This is a genomic window from Streptomyces sp. NBC_00354 (genome assembly GCF_036106915.1).
Classification (GTDB): domain Bacteria; phylum Actinomycetota; class Actinomycetes; order Streptomycetales; family Streptomycetaceae; genus Streptomyces.
In genome coordinates this window covers 3,221,794-3,237,502 of record NZ_CP107983.1, presented here as the reverse complement: position 1 = coordinate 3,237,502, position 15,709 = coordinate 3,221,794, and the positions used below count along the sequence as shown (strand labels likewise).

Here is a 15,709-nt window from a genome sequence, read left to right as displayed (position 1 = left end):
CTGCGGGGCGGCGGTGTTCTCGCGTTCGGCCTCACGCCTGCCCGGTCAACGCCGGTCATTCGCCCCGGGCAACTGGAGCTCGAACCAGACCACCTTTCCGCTGCTCAGCCGGGTGGCGCCCCAGCGGCGGGCCATCCGGTTGACCAGGAACAGCCCGCGGCCGCCCTCGTCGGTGTCCCGGGCCCGGCGCTGGCGCGGCAGCTGCGGGGAGTCGTCGCCGACCTCGCAGCGCAGTACGTCCGTCCGCAGCAGGCGCAGCGTCACGGGCCGCTCGGCGTACCGTACGGCGTTCGTGACCACCTCGCTGACCAGCAGCTCCAGGGAGTCCTGGAGCTCCTCCAGGCCCCACCGGGTCAGCGCGCGGCGGGCGAACCGGCGGGCCCGGCCCGGAGCGGTCTCCTCCGGGTCCAGGAACCAGTACGCCACGTCACTGGGCGCGATGCCGTCGAAGCGGGCCGCGAGGAGCGCGATGTCGTCGTCCCGGTCGCCCGGGCCGAGCATGTCCAGGACGTCGTCGCAGAGCGCCTCCAGCGGCGGCGGATGGTCCAGGCCGGTCAGCTGGGCGGTGGTGGCGAGCCGCTCGCGGAGCTGCTCGATGCCGGTCCAGACATCGCGCAGCCGGGACTCCACCAGGCCGTCGGTGTAGAGCAGCAGCGTGGCCCCGGCGGGGGCGTCCAGCTCCACGGCCTCGAAGTCCACGCCGCCGACGCCGATGGGGGCGCCGGGGGGCACGCGGAGCACTTCGGCGCGGCCGCCGAGGTGCAGGAGCACCGGCGGCGGGTGGCCGGCGTTGGCGATGGTGATCCGGTGCGAGACCGGGTCGTAGACCGCGTACAGGCAGGTGGCCATCCGGTCGGAGCCGAGGCGCTGCGCCTGCTCGTCGAGGTGGTGCAGGACCTCGGCGGGCGGAAGGTCCAGCTGGGCCAGGGTCTGTGCGGTGGTGCGGAGCTGGCCCATGATCGCGGCGGAGGTCATGGAGTGGCCCATGACGTCGCCGACGACGAGTGCGACCCGGCTGCCGGGCAGCGGTATGGCGTCGTACCAGTCGCCGCCGACCCGGGCCGTCTCGGCAGCGGGCAGGTAGCGCGAGGCGAGCCGGACCCCGGTGGGCTGCGGGAGGCTGTCGGGGAGCATGGTGCGCTGGAGCTCGTCGGCGATGTACGCCTCGCGGCCGTACAGGACCGCCTTGTCGATGCCGAGCGCGGTGTGCGTGGCCAGCTGGGCGGCGACCAGGAGGTCGTTCTGCTCGAACGCGGGCCGCTCGGGGCTGCGCAGGAACACCGCGGCGCCGATGACGCGGCGGCGGCCGCGCAGCGGCGCGAGGATGGCCCGCTGGCCGCGCGGTACGGGGTGCTCCGAGCCGAGCAGCTCCGCCAGCGCGTCCTTGGCCCCGGCGGCGGACCCGAAGACGGGCCGTACGCCGCGCAGCACCTCGGCGAGCGCACCGCCGGTGCGGATCTCGCACAGCTCGGCCGCGGGCAGGTCACCCTGCGGGCCGACCAGCGGCAGCTGGCTGAAGTCGAGCTCGCCGGCGGCCCCCGCGGCCCCGGGAGCCCCCGTGCCGTCGGTTCCCGTCAGATCGTCGATCGGCCGGAGCCGGTCGGTGCGGCGCAGCCTTAAAACGACCGGGCCGACGGGACGCTCGTCGCCCACCGGCAGGGGATCCCGCAGGTAGACGAGGATGGCGTCCGAGAAGGTCGGCACGGTGGCCCGGCACAGTCCGAGCACGATCTCGTCGAGGTCGATGCCACGGGCGATCCGCCGGGTGGCGGCCCCGACGAAGCGCAGCCGGTCCCCCTCGCGCCGCGCCATTCCGCCGTCCGGCACCGGCGCGCCACCGCCGAGGACATCGGCCACTGCGGAGCCCTGCCCCTCGTACGCCGGCCCGGCGGCGCCGGTCCCGGCCGTGCGGGCGGGGTCCGTGTCCGCCGGGGTGCGGCCTTCACGTGCCTGCCCGGCGGCTGCGCCCTCGCCGCCTGCGGCGGCCGGGCCTTCGCGGCCCGTGGTGAGTGCGTCCGCGTCCGGTCCGGTTTCGCGGGGGCGGGAGGCGTCCGGTATCGCGGGTGCCCGACGGTCCTGGCCCGTGTCGGGGGCCTCGTGGGCCCGCCCGACGGGCAGGGCCGCGGAGGCCGGGTCCTCGTCGTGGGCGGCCGCCGCGTGCGCGGCGTTCCGTGCGGCTTCGCCGTCGCGCCGCCGGGATCCGCCCGCTGCGGTCTCGCGCGCGGCATTGCGGGCCGCCTCGCCGTCGCGGCCGCGGCGGCCGGCCGCGCCCTGCGCCGAGGTGGCGCGCGAGCGGCCTCGGCCCGGGCGGGGTGTGCCGTCCTGCGGGGCGGGCACGCCCTCGCCGCGCGGGTGCGGGACGTCCGAGCCCCGGCCGGCGGCCTCCGCGTGCGCGCGGACCGGGTCGTCGCCTGTCGCCGCCGAACCGCGTACGGCCTCGGCGGCGGGGACGGGGGCCTTGCCGTGGCCCAGTTCGTCCGCCGGGCCTCCGGAGGAGGCAGGCATGGCGGAGCCGCCCGGGGCCGGTGTCGCGGCGGCCGCGGCAGGCTGCGGGCCCTCCTGCGAGGTGGGGTACTCCGTCACGCGTGGAATTCCGTCCGTTTGCGCTCGATGTGCGCTGCACTCAACTCGGTCAGTCGCGGTATACCCGCTCAGCGGCGGGGACACCATCACCCCGCGGTACCGCGTCCCGCTCGTTACCTCCCGCTCTGCGTTGACCTCCGGTCAAGTCCCGCATACGGCACGACAATTACGGTTGTGCGGACGAGCGCGCCTCCCGCGCGCGACCCGCGGAGGGAGATCTTACGTTTGAACCCCGGGGGCGCATCAAGGGTCTCATGAGGTCATATGCGCCGGAGTGCGGTCCCAGTCCTCGGGAAGGGCCGGAACTCCCCAGGCGGGATCCGGCCGCCAGTCCTGCCAGCCATCGGAGAACGGAGCCCCCCACGCCTTGATCACGTCCACCGCGGACCGCCCCGCGACCTGCACCCGGCGGGCCTGTTCCGCGTCCATCAGACCGGACCGCTGAGCCTGCGCGAACTCGTCCTCGTCCCGCCACTTCCACGTGCGGTCCGGGTAGACGGAGATGTCCAGGAAGTGGTCCACGGAGTCGATCCCGCCGGACCAACGGGTCCGCGGTTCCTCGAGGTTCACGTACCAGCTCTTGAACCGCCAGCCGTGCTCCCAGAACAGCCATACCGACCAGGGGTCCCCGGGCCGGGCCAGCTTGAGCACGCCGGCGCCGAACCAGCGCGACCGTACGGTGGTGCGCGGCGCGGTGTAACGGGTGGCGAGCGGCTCCTCGTGGACGGGGGTGCCGTCGGACAGCACCGGCTTGACGCACTCGGTGCCGGGGGCCATCCACACCGCCAGCAGCTCGTCGGTGTCCTGCACCACGGTCACCGGGCGGCAGATGTGGACCGCGCCCTTCAGGCCCGGGGCGTGGTCGCGGTAGCGCCAGAGGATCTGCTCCCCGGGCCGCCAGCGGGTGCCCTGCGCGTCGCCGCCCCCGCGGCCTCCGGTACCTGTCATGCGCAGATCTTAGGGCTGGGGCCCCTGCGCCCGCTGCGGTGCAGGTCACGGAGGTGAGCGGGGACGGGAAACGACCGAATCCGGCCCCAGCCCGGAAACGTTTTCAGGGCCGGGTCATCCGCAGGACGTCGAGTGCCTCGTCCAGCTGTTCCAGTGTCAGGTCGCCGCGGTCGACGTACCCGGACTCCAGCACGACCTCCCTGATCGTCTTCCGTTCGGCGAGGGCCCTCTTGGCGACCTTGGCCGCCTCCTCGTAGCCGATGTACCGGTTCAGCGGGGTCACCACGGAGGGGGAGGACTCGGCGAACTCCCTGGCCCGCGCCTCGTTGGCGGTGATCCCGTCGACCGTGCGGTCGGCCAGCAGGCGGCTCGCGTTGCCCAGCAGCCGGATCGATTCCAGGAGGTTCTTGGCCATCACCGGGAGCATCACATTGAGCTCGAAATTGCCGGCCGCGCCCGCCACGGCGACGGTCGTGTCGTTCCCGGTCACCTGTGCGGCGACCATCAGTACGGCCTCCGGGACCACCGGATTGACCTTCCCGGGCATGATCGACGAGCCCGGCTGGAGATCGGGCAGATTGATTTCGGCCAATCCTGTCCGCGGCCCCGAGGCCATCCAGCGCAGATCGTTGGAGATCTTGGTCAGCGAGACGGCGATCGTACGGAGCATCCCCGAGGTCTCCACCAGCGCGTCCCGCGCCCCCTGGGCCTCGAAGTGGTTGCGGGCCTCGGTCAGCGCCAGCCCGGTCGCGGCGGCCACCTCGGCGATCACGGCCGCGGAGAACCCGGGCGGCGTGTTGATCCCGGTGCCCACCGCGGTCCCGCCCAGCGGCAGCTCGGCCAGCCGGGGCAGCGCCGCCCGCAGCCGCTCGACGCCGTAGCGCACCTGGGCGGCGTACCCGCCGAACTCCTGGCCCAGCGTCACCGGGGTGGCGTCCATCAGGTGCGTGCGGCCCGCCTTGACCACCTCGGCGAACTCGGCGGCCTTGCGCTCCAGGGCGGCGGCGAGGTGCTCCAGGGCCGGGATCAGCTCGCGGGTGACGGCGGCGGTCGCGGCGATGTGGATGGACGACGGGAACACGTCGTTGGAGCTCTGCGAGGCATTGACGTGGTCGTTGGGGTGGACCTCGCGGCCGAGCCGCTCGCCGGCCAGGGTGGCGATGACCTCGTTGGTGTTCATGTTGGAGGAGGTCCCGGACCCGGTCTGGAACACGTCGACCGGGAAGTGCTCGTCCCAGCGCCCCTCGGCCACCTCGGCGGCGGCGGACCGGATCGCGCCGGCGATGCCCTCGTCCACCACCCCCAGCTTCGCGTTCACCGCGGCGGCCGCGGCCTTGATCAGGGCGAGCGCCTCGATGTGGGCGCGCTCCAGGCGCTGCCCGGAGACGGGGAAGTTCTCCACCGCGCGCTGGGTCTGAGCTCGCCATTTCGCGTGCGCGGGCACCCGTACCTCGCCCATCGAGTCGTGCTCGATCCGGTACTCGCCTGTTGATCCCTGGGCCTGCTGAACGTTCGTCATCTTCGTGGCCTCCTCAAAAAGTTGAGCAATTGTCTTGTTCGAAGTGTTCCCAACTCCCCTACCGGCCAGTAAATACCGTGGGTAACACCGACAGGGGAGACGTTCATGACACGTGTGCGTACGAGACCCAGGCTCAGATCTACCTTCGCCGCCGTCGCGGCGATCGCGGCCGCCCTCGGGGGCGTCACCGCCATCACCCCCATGGCCCAGGCGGCGACCACCCCCGCCGCGGCCGCCACCCCGCTCTCGCCCGAACTGGAGGCCATCCGCGCGGCGGAGGCCGTCAAGATCTACGGTGACGCGGCGATCCGCCCGCTGAACGAGCGCAAGACCGGCCTGATCTCGCTCGGCGACAGCGAGATTTCGGGCGAGGGCGTGGGCAACTACGACCCGGCGACCAACACCCCGAACAACCAGTGCCACCGCTCGCCGGACTCCGCCATCCACCGCACCGGCATCCCGGCCGACCTGACCTTCAACGTCGCCTGCTCCGGCGGCTACACCGGCAACATACGGATCGGCGGCAGCAAGCAGTACGCCGACGAACTGGTGCAGAGCGACAGCCTGGCCGTCAAGGCGCGCAACACGAAGATCAAAATGGTGCTGCTCGTCGCCGGAGCCAACGACGACCTGCAGTTCGGCCCGGTCATGACCGACTGCGTGACCCGCTGGGTGCTCAGCCAGGGCACCTGCGAGCCCAAGTACGGCCCCGGCTGGCAGGCGCGCGTCGACGGCCTGAAGCCCAAGGTCGAGTCCACCGTCGCCGACCTCAAGACGGTCATGCGTGACGCGGGCTACGCCGACTCCGACTACAAGCTCGTCGTGATGGGCTACCCCAGCCCCATCGGCCCCGACTTCTACGACAACCCGAACTTCCCCGGCAAGCTCCCCGGAGGCTGCGCCGGCTACGACTCCGACGCCGCCTGGGGCCGCAACTACGCGGTGCCCACCTTCGAGAAGGGCATGCGCGCGGCGGCCCTGGCCTCGGGCGCCACGTACCTGGACAACTCGCGGCTCTTCCAGGGCCACGAGGTGTGCATGGAGGACACCTGGGCCCGCGGCCTCTACCTGGACCTCGGAGACCACTTCCCGTGGGACGAGAACACCGCCCGCCAGTCCTTCCACCCCAACTACCGCGGCCACGGCGCCTTCGCGGCCTGCCTGACCCAGCTCTACAACTCCGGCCTGCGCGAGGCCTCCTGCGCCGACCCGGCGAGCACCGGCACCCCCGTCCTGCAGACCGGCGCCTGGGACGACCTGTACAGCCCGCTGAAGAACGAGGCGACCGGCAACTGCCTCGACTCCAACGGCGGCGCCAGCGCCAATGACACCAAGGTCCTCGGCTGGGACTGCCACGGCGGCCGCAACCAGGGCTGGTGGTACGACTCCGCGAAGAAGTCCGTCCACATCGAGCTCACCCACGACCGCTGCCTGGACGCCCCGGGCGCCAACTACGGGGCCGGCACGGGCCTGATCATCTGGAACTGCCACGGCGGCGCGAACCAGCAGTGGGTCCGCGACGGCGCCACCCTGCACCCCGCGGCCGCCCCGGGCATGTGCCTCACCGTGGCCGCCGCCCACGACCAGCTGCGCCTGCAGACCTGCAACGGCTCGGCGAACCAGCGCTTCGTGTAGAGGACACGGCGTGTAACCCGCCCCGTACGACCCGAACCCCCCACACCCGGCCGGCGCACCCCGGCCGGGTGGCTGCACGTCGGTCACAGGCCGTTCAAGTACTCCCGTACTTCGCGGGGCCGGTTGGTGATCAGCGTGTCCACGCCGAGGCGCAGGCACAGCTCCACGTCCTCGGGCTCGTCGACCGTCCAGACCCGCACCCGCAGCCCCTCGGCCTTCAGCCGCGCCACCAGCCCCGGATCCTTGCGCAGCAGGTCGATACCCGGCCCGGCGTGCCCCGCGAACGGCGGCCTGGCAGGCCGCAGCCGCCGCTCGATCAGGTAGACGGCGGGCAGGCCGGGAGCCAGCCGGTTCAGCCGGATCAGGGCGTTGCGGGAGAAGCTCATCACCTCGATGCGGCCGTCGGATCCGTCGGCCAGCCCGTGGTCCTTAAGGACCCGTACGAGCTCGGCCTCCAGGCGTCCGCCTGCGCGGGTGGGGTGCTTGGTCTCGACGGCCAGCCCGACGGGCCGGTCGGCGGCCAGCGCCTCCTTGAGCAGGTCCTCGAAGAGCAGCACCTGCGCCCCGCGGTGCTCCTCCCCCTTCCAGCCGCCGAAGTCGAGCGCGGCCAGCTCCTCGTACGTCATGGCGGAGACGACCCCGCGCCCGTCGGAGGTCCGCTCCACCCGCCGGTCGTGCACGCACACGAGCCGCCCGTCGGCGCTCAGCCGTACGTCGCACTCCAGCGCGTCGGCGCCGTCGGCGATGGCCTGCCGGTAGGCGGCGAGGGTGTGCTCGGGGTGCTCGTGGGAGGCCCCCCGATGGGCGATGACCCGCACGTCGCGGGCGGTGACGGACTGCGCGTACTGCCGATTCATGGATCAGACGTTATCCGGATGCGTGGTGCTGCGCGGAGCCGGCGGCGACCGGGTGACCGAACAGTTCGTTACATCGGGGTGCGGGGAGACGGCTCCGCGGAGCGGGAGCCCTGACAGGACTGCTCAGTGGGGCCGGGGGGCCAGCGGCGCCGGGGTGACCTTGAAGCCGCCCTTCGTGACCTCCGTGAAGGGGGCCGGGGCCATGCACGTGCCCACGCGCGGCTCGGACACCGAGCCGTCGGGCTTCACGTCGACGTTGGCGATGCCCCACGAGAAGCCCACCCGGTCGGGCCCGCCGCGTTCGCCGTCCTGGACGCTGATCCCGATCCGCTTGCCCTCCCATCCGACGTTCGAGGACGTGACCACCGCGGTGATCGTGGCCGTCCTGCCGCCGGTCACCATGCAGTCCACCTCCGCCTCGGCGACGCCGGTGAAGCCCGCTTCGGGCATGGCGTGGTAGACGGTCACCTTGCCGCGCGCGTCGACCGGCATGCCCTGCTCCCCGCCCGGCGCCGGGAAGGGCCTGCTCCACGGGGCGGCGTCGGCGTCGACCGTGAAGCGGATGTCGTGCTCCTTCGGGACGTAGGGGTAGGACACCGTCCCGCCCCCGTGCACCGAGGCGAGCTTCGGCGTTCCCGGCTCCGCCGGCGCCGCGGGGGCCGGAGCCGCACCGATCAGCGACGCCACCAGGGCGGCGGCGCATCCGGCCAGGAGGAGGGCGCGCTTGCGGTTCTTCATCGTGAACTCCCGTTGACGGTGTGCCGTTCGTCTACGGGAACAGCCTCGCCGGGAGCCCGCCGGCCTGCCATCTGCCGATGGGCGGATATGCCTGAGGGCCTCTCCCCCGAACGGGGGAGAGGCCCTCAGGCTGTCGCGCTACAGACCCGGATCTACAGGCCGTTCAGCTTCGACTGGGCGCCGAGCGGCCGGAACTGGCCACCGAGGCCGACGTCATTGCTTACGAAGAGACCCGAGGCGCCCCGCAGGGCGCTCTTCTCGGACGAGAGCCGGCCCATCAGATTCTTGACCTGCGTGTCCCAGGTGTCCGCAACCTTCTTCAGGCCTGCAGCGGTGGCCCACCCGTCGAATCCCGTGACCGCGCTGTTCGTCGCCTCGTCCGCGTGCTCCGCGGCCTTCTTGGTGTTCGGCTCCAGCTCGGTCTCGATCGTGTTCGCCGCGGCCTTCTTCTCGGCCGGAGTGGAACCGAAGCTCCCCGACCCGCCGGGCGCCACCGGCCCCGCGGCACCGTCAGTGCTGTTCAACCGCATGTCCACGTGCTGATCGGCCGCGTCGACGCGCGACCGGCCCGACTCCTGATCGAAACCCACCGACATGTTTCAGCCTCCCCCTCAGTCTGTCTTCGATCGTACGTCTGACCATCGCGCGAGCCCTGTGCACCGGGCTCAGACGTGCCGCAGCTCGGCTTCCTCGGGCAGGAGTTCCGAGATCAGATCCCAGACCCTCTTCGGTGCCACGCGGACCAGCCGAACGGCGCTGTCCTGGCCCACCTGACCCGCGGCTATCGGCTCGGCCGGCAGTTCCCGGTGCCAGTACCCGAGCGGACCGCAGTCCCACACCGCGAAACCGCGTGCTTCCACCCCGTCCTGGCCCTCCTGGCGGCCCCGCCACGCGGCGGTCATCCGCCAGCTCGACCGCAGTTCGGCGATGAGAGCGGCGAGCAGCGTCGCCTGCGCCTCGCCGAGGGCCGCGTCCTGCGCCAGCGCCTCGTGGATGTAGGCACGTTCGGAACCCGGGGCCTCGGCCGCGGAGACGCCCTCCAGGGCGCTGAGACCCGCTTCGACCATCCCGAGCCGGGTCTCGACCACCTCGTCCGCGTGCACCGCGCCCCCGCCGGGACCGGACTGCTGCAGATTGACCATGTTCGCCAGCGCCCACACCAGCATCTTCGGCTCGACGGACGCGTACTCCGACTCGCTCGCGCCCGGCCAGGCCTGGTGGGCGATGACGTGATCCGGACCGATGAGCAGTCCGTGGTTCAACTGGCCTTGTCGGCCGACCGCTTCCAGCGAGATGACCACGGACGGGGCGATCAGGGTGTCGAGCAGGGGCAGGAGCACATGGGCCAGTTGCCCGTTCCCGTCGATCAGTCCGCACGTTCGCAGCTCCTCCTGCGCCGCGTGGAATTCGTCCGGTACGGGCTCTCCGGTTGCCACCGTGATGAGGACGAAGACGTGGTCGTCGCTCAGGCGGAAGCGGGCTCGGGAAAGGTCATAGGAAGGCATACGCTCACTCGCTCCATCAGTGGGTTCGTCGGGTCGGTCGGTGGTCACCCCAGGGCGGAGTCCGCCGCCACGTGGAAGACCCGCGAGAGGCCCGCACGCATGGCACCCCGCCTGGTCAGTACGGACCGGTCGACCCCTGCGAAGACGAGGGCGAGCGCGATGTCGGCCCCGAGGGCCCGGCCGGTCACGCTCACGTCGACGCGCTTCCACTTGGCCATGCCGGATTCCTTGACCTTGACGGTGACACCGCGGTCCTGGTTGTCCGCCTCGCGCATGAGGACGTACTCCCGGCGATTGACCGCCCAGAGCCGATACCGGTCGCCGGCGTGCTTCATGTGCAGAGCGCGGCCCCGGCGCGTGGCTCCCCACCGGTTCCGCTTCAGGTACACCAGAGCGTCCCCGATGCGCAGCGTCGCTCCGTTCAGCGTCGGCCGTTCGGCGGCCATCACGTGGATGCCGCGCGATTCGAAGACGCCCCGAGGGATCTGGCCGCCGGTGACCTCGGTGGCGCGGACGTTGTCGAGTGCGTGCGGCAGCGAGGCCACCGTGATCTCGCCCCACTCCGCGGACTTCCCCTGCCAACCGGTCCGGCGGAGCTGACCCTTCTCGCCGCCCTGCCACGTGCTCAGTGCGAACGGGGTGCTCTGGGTGTGCATGTCTCTGCCCTTCTAGTCGAACGGGTTCAGCGCGCTGCCGAGCTTCTTGGCGCCGTCGGCGATGCCGTCTCCGACCTTCTCCAGGCCCTTGCCTATGGCCTCGTGGTTGTCCCAGATCAGCGCGGCGCCGTAGGCGACGCCGGTTCCCACGGCGAATCCCGCGGTGATCGGGTTGGGGCACACGGTCATCGCGGTCATCGAGGCGCTGAAGGCCGTACCCGTGAGGTCGGTGGCGAACTTGGACGGATCCTTCTTGATCATGTCGGTGTCGTAGGTGCACAGGTTCGCCACGCCGTAGGCGGTGGCCGCGACGCCTCCCACCACACCCAGCCCGCGCATCGCACCGGCCGCCTTCATGGCGTTCGCCATACCGCCCTGCCGGGCGACCGTTATCAGGTTGGCCTCGGAGGCCGCCGGTATGAAGAACCGGCCGTTCTTCATCTTGGCGCCCCACATGGCCGCTTCGTCGGAACCCGTGAGCGCGCCGACGACGTTGGGGGGCAGTTTGCTCAACAGGCCGCCCGGAGCCCCACCCGCAATCCGCGCGTTGACGTTTCGTTCCATCAGGGTGCCGGGCGAGTTGAAGGCCTTCGGGAAGTTGCCGGCCTTCACGTCCTTGAAGTAGTTGGCCAGTTTGAAGGAGTTCATGCCGACGGCCGTGAGCGCGGTGGCGAAGGCACCGGCCGTCACGGTGCCCTTGTTGACGTTGGTGACCAATTCCGCCAGCTTCGGATTGCCCGTGAGGCGGGTCAGGCCCTCCTTCTGGAGCCGCTCAAGGTAGTCGTCGAGGGTCTCGTTGTCCCGCTTCTTCAACCAGGCGAGGTCCATGCGCTCCTGCTTCTGGGCGTCGTCGGCCTTCGCGACCTCCCCTGCCTGCCCGTTGAAGCCGGTGTCCAGCGTGCCGTCGCCCTTGCCGCCCTGGCCGTCCTTGACGACCGCCTCCAGGTCCTTGCGCAGGTCCTGGTCGGCCTCGTCGACCGCCTTGACGCACTCCTTGATGTAGTCGCGCCACGACTGCTCGGCGGTCCGCACGCTCGTCATGTAGTCCGGGTCGTGATGCATGGCGTTCTTCTCGGCGGCGCTGAGCTTCTCGGTGTCGAAGGCCACGTCCCCCGTCCCCGAGACGCTCATCCCCGCCTTGATCGCGTCGGCGCGCGCGTTCTCAAGGGTCTTCTTGAGCTCGGTCAGCTCCTGGTGCGCGTTGCGCAGCAGCGTGGCGGTCGCCTTCGCCTGGGTCTGGGCGGCCTGGTACTCGTACTGGGTCGCGGCGAAGTTCGTGTACGAGACGCTCGCACTGACTCCCAGTCAGTTGCCGCTCATGTGGACCTTCTGGACGCTGTCCCGATAGCGTCCTTCGACCTTGCGGAAATCCTCGGCCATCGACTGCCACTTGTCGGCGACCGTGAGGAGGCGTCCGTAGTCGGTGGTCATCACTTCCTGGTACGTCAACATGCCGTTCCCCCGCCGTGCGTCGATCACGTCCTGCACAGCAGCCTATACATTCGAATTCCCCCGGCTGCCGCACGGCTTGGGATTGCGGCCGGTCCTCGGGGCAGCCGGGGGCCCGGTGACGTCGCAACGCCCCGGGCCCCCGGCCGTCGCACTACAGACCCGGGCCGCGCACCGGGATGTGGGTGAACGTCGGCTCCGGAGCCGGGTTCTGGAAGAAGTCGTTGCCCTTGTCGTCCACGACGATGAACGCCGGGAAGTCCTCGACCTCGATCTTCCAGACCGCCTCCATGCCGAGCTCCTCGTACTCCAGGACCTCGACCTTCTTGATGCAGTCCTGGGCCAGGCGCGCCGCCGGGCCGCCGATCGAGCCGAGGTAGAAGCCGCCGTGCGTGCCGCACGCGTCCGTCACCTGCTGGGAGCGGTTGCCCTTGGCCAGCATGACCTTCGAGCCGCCCGCCGCCTGGAACTGCTCGACGTACGAGTCCATGCGGCCGGCCGTGGTCGGGCCGAAGGAGCCCGAGGCGTAGCCCTCGGGGGTCTTCGCCGGGCCTGCGTAGTAGACCGGGTGGTCCTTCAGGTACTGCGGCATCTCCGCGCCCGAGTCCAGCAGCTCCTTGATCTTGGCGTGCGCGATGTCGCGCGCCACGACCAGTGGGCCGGTCAGGGAGAGACGGGTCTTCACCGGGTGCTCGGTCAGCGTCGCGAGGATCTCGTCCATCGGCCGGTTCAGGTCGATGGAGACGACGTCCGAGGAGTCGCTGAGGTGCTCGTCCGTGGTGTCCGGCAGGAACCGGGCCGGGTCGCGCTCGAGCTGCTCCAGGAAGACGCCCTCGGCGGTGATCTTCGCGGTGGCCTGGCGGTCCGCCGAGCAGGACACGGCGATCGCGACCGGGAGGGACGCGCCGTGGCGGGGGAGGCGGACGACGCGGACGTCGTGGCAGAAGTACTTGCCGCCGAACTGCGCGCCGATGCCGATCTTCTGGGTCAGCTCGAAGACCTGCTGCTCGAGGTCGACATCGCGGAAGCCGTGTCCCAGGGGGGAGCCTTCCGTGGGGAGCTCGTCCAGGTAGTGCGCGGAGGCGTACTTCGCGGTCTTCAGCGCGTGCTCGGCGGAGGTGCCGCCGACCACGATCGCCAGGTGGTACGGCGGGCAGGCCGCGGTACCGAGCGAGCGGATCTTCTCCTCCAGGAACTTCATCATGGAGGCCTCGTTGAGGACCGCCTTGGTCTCCTGGTAGAGGAAGGACTTGTTGGCCGAGCCGCCGCCCTTGGCCATGAAGAGGAACTTGTACGCGCCGCCGTCGGTCGCGTACAGCTCGATCTGCGCGGGCAGGTTCGAGCCGGTGTTCTTCTCCTCCCACATGGTGATGGGGGCCATCTGCGAGTAGCGCAGGTTCAGGCGCGTGTACGCGTCGTAGATGCCGCGCGAGAGGGCCGCCTCGTCCCCGCCCTCGGTGAGGACGTTCTGGCCGCGCTTGCCCATCACGATCGCGGTGCCCGTGTCCTGGCACATCGGCAGGACGCCGGCCGCCGCGATGTTCGCGTTCTTGAGGAGGTCGAGCGCGACGAACTTGTCGTTCGACGAGGCCTCGGGGTCGTCGATGATCCGGCGCAGCTGCGCGAGGTGCGCGGGGCGCAGGAAGTGCTGGATGTCGTGGATGGCCTCTTCGGCGAGCTTGCGCAGCGCCTCCGGCTCGACCTTGAGGAACGTACGGCCGTCGGCCTCGAAGGCCGAGACGCCCTCCGAGGTCACCAGCCGGTAGGGGGTGGTGTCCTCGCCCAGGGGCAGCAGGTCGGTGTACGCAAACTCTGGCATGACGGCAGTCATTCCTCACTCGGCAGACGGCGCTGGCGACCAATTGGCAGCGCGGCTATCCAGCGTAGGACCTCCGTCCCGGGCTGTGTCTGTGAGGTAAGGCTCACTGGCGACTATCGCGATCTATCGCGTATCGCTATGCTGGCCGACGTGGACCTGGAAAAGAAGCCTGCCGCGCCCGCCGAACTGCGAGCCTCCGACGCCGACCGCGACCGGATCGCGCACATCCTGGCCGACGCCCTCGCCGAGGGCCGGCTGACCGCCGACGAGCACTCCGAGCGCCTGGATTCGCTGTACGCCGTGAAGACGGTCGGGGAGCTCGAGGTGCTCGTACGGGATCTGCCCGCGCCCGGCGCCGGGCCTGCGGCGCCCTCGTACGCACAGGCTCCGGCGGCTCCTGCGCAGGCCGGCCAGGCCGAGGTCTCGGAGACCGTGGTCGCCGTGTGCAGCAGCGTCACCCGCAAGGGCCACTGGCGGCCGGGCGCACACACCCGCGTGGTCTCCGTCCTGGGCGACGTCACCGTCGACCTCACCGAGGCGGTCTTCGAGCAGCAGGTCACCGAGATCAACGTGACGAGCGTGCTGGGGAACGTCGAGATCGTGGTCCCGGAGAACGTGACGCTCCGCGGCTACGGCAGCGGGGTCCTCGGCAACTTCGAGGTGCACGGCGAGGGCCGCGCCGGGACCACCGATCCGAACGCACCGGTGGTGATCGTCCGGGGCTTCGCGCTGCTGGGCAACATCGAGGCCCGGCCCAAGCTCGGCGCCCGCCTGGTCGACCTGGCCCTCAAGCTCCGCAAGCGCCTGGAGAGGTAGCGCCGGCCACTCCGTAGGCCCCGGGCCCCGGGCCGCGGGGCCCGGGGCCTACGGCCGGTCGGCAGGGCCGGTCAGAGGGACCAGACGTCCGTGCCGCCGGCGCAGGCGCCGACGTAGATGCCGCCGTTGCTCGCGCGGAACAGCTGGCACTCCTTGAGCTGGATGCGGCGCACGCTCGACGCGAAGCTGTACGCGCCGATGTTGACCTCTGCCCCGGCGCCGTTGGTGTTCCACACCTCCTCGTCGCGGGTGCCGCCGTCCGCGTACACGGCGTGGATCCGCAGGGCCGCACCCTTCTTGTCCGCCGAGGACGTGTCCTTCAGCTTGCCGTCCAGGTGCACTCGGCCGTCGGACGTCGTCCAGATGTTGCCGCGGGCCCAGGCCCCGGCGATGTCGCCGCCGGTGTGGGTGACGTCGTAGCCGGCGCCGGCGGCGGCCGGGCCGGCCGTCAGCAGCAGGGCCGCCGGGATCGCGGCCAAGGTCAGGGCTGCCTTCGTCTTCAGGTTCATCGTTCCTCCGTCGTGTCGGGCACGTCGTTCGGGACGGGGGAAACGTAGTCGCAGGAGTCCTTCGTTCTCGGCCCACCACGGGGTGATCCTCAGGGCCCACCCAGGGGGTAGCCGGCGTGCAACCAGAGGGGTAGGGGCCGGGCGGTGCGTCGGGTTTCGGTCGAAGTTCCTCACCGCGGCGCGCTTGCTCCACGCAGTGCATAGGGGCGCGTACAGCGGGTAGGGACAGGTGCATCGTCTCTCGCTTGCGTATACGTCGTCAGGAGTAGACCGTGCAGCATCCGCCGCATCAGTCCCTGCAGGTAGTCGCCGTACAGAGCCTCCAGGCGCGTCCGGCCGCCGTACCGAAGCCGCGGGTGCCGGCGAGGGAAGAGGACGGCCCATGGCACGCGGAGGCGGTGTGCCGCCGGGACGAGGCGGGGCTGTTCTTCGCGCCCTCCAAGGAGCCGACCGCGGCCAGGCTCTCCCGCGAGGAGGCCGCCAAGCGCGTCTGCGCGCGCTGCCCGGTGATGGTCGCCTGCCGCGAGCACGCACTGCTCCAGCCCGAGCCGTACGGGGTCTGGGGCGGGCTCACCGCCGCCGAACGGCGGGTGGTGCTGGCCCGGCGCCGGCGCCGGGCGGCGGAGCTGCGCCAGGCCCCGGGGGCCGGCCCGATAGCCGCCGCGGGCTGAGGGC

The 15,709-nt window shown here is 71.4% G+C and carries 15 protein-coding genes; 3 read left to right on the top strand and 12 right to left on the bottom strand.

Annotated elements, in window-relative coordinates; genetic code table 11:
• Positions 1-45 precede the first annotated feature (45 nt).
• The 3 genes from OHT74_RS14245 to OHT74_RS14235 all read right to left on the bottom strand — a co-directional run bounded on the left by OHT74_RS14245 (position 46) and on the right by OHT74_RS14235 (position 5,050).
• Entirely contained in the window at positions 46-2,118 is a 2,073-nt protein-coding gene (locus tag OHT74_RS14245) for a SpoIIE family protein phosphatase (protein ID WP_443047704.1), read from the bottom strand.
• A 717-nt stretch (positions 2,119-2,835) separates the two neighbouring features.
• Positions 2,836-3,531, bottom strand: coding sequence for a cytidylyl-2-hydroxypropylphosphonate hydrolase (gene fomD / locus OHT74_RS14240; protein ID WP_266664215.1), 696 nt, complete (start codon positions 3,529-3,531; stop codon positions 2,836-2,838).
• A gap of 103 nt (positions 3,532-3,634) precedes the next feature.
• Positions 3,635-5,050, bottom strand: a complete 1,416-nt coding sequence (locus OHT74_RS14235) for a class II fumarate hydratase (RefSeq protein ID WP_328620416.1) — start codon at positions 5,048-5,050, stop codon at positions 3,635-3,637.
• Positions 5,051-5,155: 105 nt separating this feature from the next.
• On the opposite strand from OHT74_RS14235, the gene OHT74_RS14230 reads away from it, so the two are divergent.
• A complete protein-coding gene (locus OHT74_RS14230) occupies positions 5,156-6,685 on the top strand; it encodes a ricin-type beta-trefoil lectin domain protein (RefSeq protein ID WP_328620415.1) in 1,530 nt (509 codons plus the stop codon).
• An 83-nt stretch (positions 6,686-6,768) separates the two neighbouring features.
• Here OHT74_RS14230 and OHT74_RS14225 read toward each other — a convergent pair whose 3' ends face one another.
• The 8 genes from OHT74_RS14225 to OHT74_RS14190 all read right to left on the bottom strand — a co-directional run bounded on the left by OHT74_RS14225 (position 6,769) and on the right by OHT74_RS14190 (position 13,709).
• Positions 6,769-7,542: a glycerophosphodiester phosphodiesterase gene (locus OHT74_RS14225; RefSeq protein ID WP_266996799.1), complete on the bottom strand. Its 774-nt coding sequence runs from the start codon at positions 7,540-7,542 to the stop codon at positions 6,769-6,771.
• A 123-nt stretch (positions 7,543-7,665) separates the two neighbouring features.
• Positions 7,666-8,280, bottom strand: a complete 615-nt coding sequence (locus tag OHT74_RS14220) for a hypothetical protein (RefSeq protein WP_266664209.1) — start codon at positions 8,278-8,280, stop codon at positions 7,666-7,668.
• Between the two features lie 152 nt (positions 8,281-8,432).
• Positions 8,433-8,876 carry a hypothetical protein gene (locus OHT74_RS14215; RefSeq protein WP_328620414.1) on the bottom strand — a complete coding sequence of 148 codons (444 nt, stop codon included), beginning with the start codon at positions 8,874-8,876 and terminating at the stop codon, positions 8,433-8,435.
• A 69-nt stretch (positions 8,877-8,945) separates the two neighbouring features.
• Positions 8,946-9,785 (bottom strand): histidine kinase, encoded by an 840-nt coding sequence (locus tag OHT74_RS14210; RefSeq protein ID WP_328620413.1) that lies wholly within the window; start codon positions 9,783-9,785, stop codon positions 8,946-8,948.
• Between the two features lie 44 nt (positions 9,786-9,829).
• Positions 9,830-10,441 (bottom strand): hypothetical protein, encoded by a 612-nt coding sequence (locus OHT74_RS14205; protein ID WP_328620412.1) that lies wholly within the window; start codon positions 10,439-10,441, stop codon positions 9,830-9,832.
• Positions 10,442-10,453: 12 nt separating this feature from the next.
• The gene (locus OHT74_RS14200; RefSeq protein ID WP_328620411.1) at positions 10,454-11,572 is read right to left on the bottom strand and encodes a hypothetical protein; all 1,119 of its coding nucleotides are present in this window, start codon (positions 11,570-11,572) and stop codon (positions 10,454-10,456) included.
• Between the two features lie 174 nt (positions 11,573-11,746).
• Positions 11,747-11,893 carry a hypothetical protein gene (locus tag OHT74_RS14195; protein WP_328620410.1) on the bottom strand — a complete coding sequence of 49 codons (147 nt, stop codon included), beginning with the start codon at positions 11,891-11,893 and terminating at the stop codon, positions 11,747-11,749.
• 151 nt (positions 11,894-12,044) lie between these two features.
• A complete protein-coding gene (locus OHT74_RS14190) occupies positions 12,045-13,709 on the bottom strand; it encodes a fumarate hydratase (protein ID WP_328620409.1) in 1,665 nt (554 codons plus the stop codon).
• 150 nt (positions 13,710-13,859) lie between these two features.
• On the opposite strand from OHT74_RS14190, the gene OHT74_RS14185 reads away from it, so the two are divergent.
• Positions 13,860-14,525 (top strand): DUF1707 SHOCT-like domain-containing protein, encoded by a 666-nt coding sequence (locus OHT74_RS14185; protein ID WP_443047385.1) that lies wholly within the window; start codon positions 13,860-13,862, stop codon positions 14,523-14,525.
• A 71-nt stretch (positions 14,526-14,596) separates the two neighbouring features.
• Here OHT74_RS14185 and OHT74_RS14180 read toward each other — a convergent pair whose 3' ends face one another.
• On the bottom strand, positions 14,597-15,034 hold the full coding sequence (locus tag OHT74_RS14180) for a hypothetical protein (RefSeq protein ID WP_328620407.1): 438 nt from the start codon (positions 15,032-15,034) through the stop codon (positions 14,597-14,599).
• Positions 15,035-15,306: 272 nt separating this feature from the next.
• Here OHT74_RS14180 and OHT74_RS14175 point away from each other — a divergent pair, with 272 nt between their 5' ends.
• On the top strand, positions 15,307-15,705 hold the full coding sequence (locus OHT74_RS14175) for a WhiB family transcriptional regulator (protein ID WP_399246598.1): 399 nt from the start codon (positions 15,307-15,309) through the stop codon (positions 15,703-15,705).
• Positions 15,706-15,709: the final 4 nt, after the last annotated feature.